Here is a 1,452-nt window from a genome sequence, read left to right as displayed (position 1 = left end):
TACCGCACCCCCGTCTTCCTCCTCTCGGACGGTTATCTGGCCAATGGTTCGGAGCCGTGGCGGATCCCGGACGTGGATGAACTCCCCGATCTGCGGGTGCAGTTCGCTTCGGGTGCCAATCACACCGAGGATGACGGCACCGAAGTCTTCTGGCCCTACAAGCGTGATCCGCAGACGTTGGCGCGGCCGTGGGCGGTGCCGGGGACGCCGGGGCTTGAGCACCGGATCGGTGGGATCGAGAAGCAGGACGGCACGGGCAACATCTCCTACGATCCGGCCAACCACGACTTCATGGTCCGCACCCGCCAGGCCAAAATCGACGGAATTGACGTCTCGGATCTCGAGGTCGATGACGCGGACGGGGATGCCAGACTCCTTGTCCTGGGCTGGGGTTCGACCTACGGGCCGATCACGGCTGCCGTGCGCAGGCTGCGGGCGGCCGGCGAGAGCGTCGCCCAGGCCCATCTGCGTCACCTCAACCCCTTCCCCCGGAATCTGGGTGAGGTCGTCAAGGGCTACGACAAGGTCGTGATTCCTGAGATGAACCTCGGGCAGCTGGCCACCCTGATCCGTGCCAGGTTCCTGGTGGATGCGGTCTCGTACAACCAGGTCAATGGAATGCCGTTCAAGGCCGAGCAGCTCGCCACGGCTCTCAAGGAGGCCATCGATGGCTGACACACAGACCGACGGGTCGCAGAGCGCCGGGGGCGCCGGGGGTGCGATCGAGGCGCTTTCCCTGGTGCCCAAGGCCGAGGCCAGGCAGTCCATGAAGGACTTCAAGTCCGACCAGGAGGTGCGCTGGTGCCCGGGCTGCGGCGACTACGCCGTCCTGGCCGCCGTGCAGGGCTTCATGCCCGAACTGGGCCTGGCCAAAGAGAACATCGTCTTCGTCTCCGGCATCGGCTGCTCCTCGCGCTTCCCGTACTACATGAACACCTACGGGATGCACTCCATCCACGGCCGCGCCCCCGCCATCGCCACGGGCCTGGCCTCCTCCCGGCGTGACCTGAGCGTGTGGGTGGTCACCGGCGACGGTGACGCCCTGTCGATCGGCGGGAACCATCTCATCCACGCGCTGCGCCGCAATGTGAACCTGAAGATCCTGCTGTTCAACAACCGGATCTACGGTCTGACCAAGGGCCAGTACTCGCCGACGTCCGAGGTCGGCAAGATCACCAAGTCGACGCCGATGGGCTCCCTGGACGCGCCCTTCAACCCCGTCTCCCTCGCCATCGGGGCGGAGGCGAGCTTCGTCGCCCGCACCGTCGACTCCGATCGCAAGCACCTGACCTCGGTGCTGCGTCAGGCGGCCGAGCATCCCGGCACGGCGCTGGTGGAGATCTACCAGAACTGCAACATCTTCAACGACGGCGCCTTCGAAGTCCTCAAGGACAAGCAGCAGGCCGAAGAAGCCGTCATCCGCCTCGAACACGGACAACCCATCCGCTTCGG

1 protein-coding gene and 1 pseudogene are annotated in these 1,452 nt (G+C 65.8%); both read left to right on the top strand.

The features are described from left to right. Positions 1-675: pseudogene (locus E2651_RS43205) on the top strand (2-oxoglutarate ferredoxin oxidoreductase subunit alpha); the annotation flags it as partial. Beyond that, positions 668-1,452 (top strand): 2-oxoacid:ferredoxin oxidoreductase subunit beta (locus E2651_RS43200; protein ID WP_135336729.1); only part of this gene is annotated, 785 nt, incomplete at its 3' end. The pseudogene E2651_RS43205 and the gene E2651_RS43200, both read left to right, overlap by 8 nt.

Origin of the sequence: Streptomyces sp. MZ04 (assembly GCF_004684775.1) — a bacterium.
Taxonomy (GTDB): Bacteria; Actinomycetota; Actinomycetes; order Streptomycetales; family Streptomycetaceae; genus Streptomyces.
Note: the sequence above shows the minus strand (reverse complement) of the source record. Positions and strands in the feature narration are given on the sequence as shown.